At 33.5% G+C, this 732-nt stretch carries 1 protein-coding gene and 1 pseudogene; one reads left to right on the forward strand and one right to left on the reverse strand.

Annotation, left to right across the window (positions count from 1 at the left end; translation table 11 throughout):
• The first annotated feature begins 247 nt into the window (after positions 1-247).
• Positions 248-459 (forward strand): annotated as a pseudogene (locus HC026_RS13010) (hypothetical protein).
• Positions 460-530: 71 nt separating this feature from the next.
• Here HC026_RS13010 and HC026_RS12745 read toward each other — a convergent pair.
• Positions 531-732, reverse strand: a 202-nt coding sequence (locus tag HC026_RS12745; protein ID WP_211089497.1) for a hypothetical protein, incomplete at its 5' end; no start/stop codon positions are given.

Below are 732 nucleotides of genomic sequence, written 5' to 3' on the forward strand. Positions count from 1 at the left end.
CACTCGGCCTGCTGATAACCATAAAATCAATTTCTGCTGTTGTTGAATTGACTGTATTTTTAATTCAATTTATGTTTGCACCTAACTAAGATTGTTATGGTTTAAATACTTAAAAAGTGTTTCAGATTATACTGTTTTAAGCCAAAAATTTTTAAGTGGTTTGTGCAGAGAATCTTTATAACCTTGGTGACAAATTTTGAATAACTAACTGTAAGAACTGTGTATCTGAACTGAAATTATTATTTTGATGTTAGGAGTCATTAAGACGGACGAAAAAAAGTATTAAAACCAATTAATGAAATGCTTACTGATCCTTGGCAAATTGATATTCAAGAATTGTTTGAAGCTTCTGTCAATGAACCTGATGAGATCAAGAGGAATTTTTATGATTCCTTATACACTTATGTTTTGCAAAAAAAGCAAGAAGATATTATTAGTCGTCCAGGTTTCGTCATTTAGCCCTCTAAGAGCCTGCTGAGGGCTTTTTATTTTTTCTTTGGTATAAATATATATAAACAGTCTTAAAACCGCTAGAAACGAGAAATAAGGCCCTTAAAAACGAATATAGCAGTTAAAGTCTTGCTAAGATTTAGAAAAACTAACTGTTTGCTGTCAATGGTAGCGGACGAGCGCAGCGTGGGAGCATAAGGAATTGACAGCTCTAAACCAGTCTTAACACTGAATTGGCGAAAGCCAAAGTTTCTATAAAACTTTGCTTTCCTGCCTAACGGC

This window comes from Secundilactobacillus angelensis (genome assembly GCF_012641075.1).
In the GTDB taxonomy this organism is placed as follows: Bacteria; Bacillota; Bacilli; order Lactobacillales; family Lactobacillaceae; genus Secundilactobacillus; species Secundilactobacillus angelensis.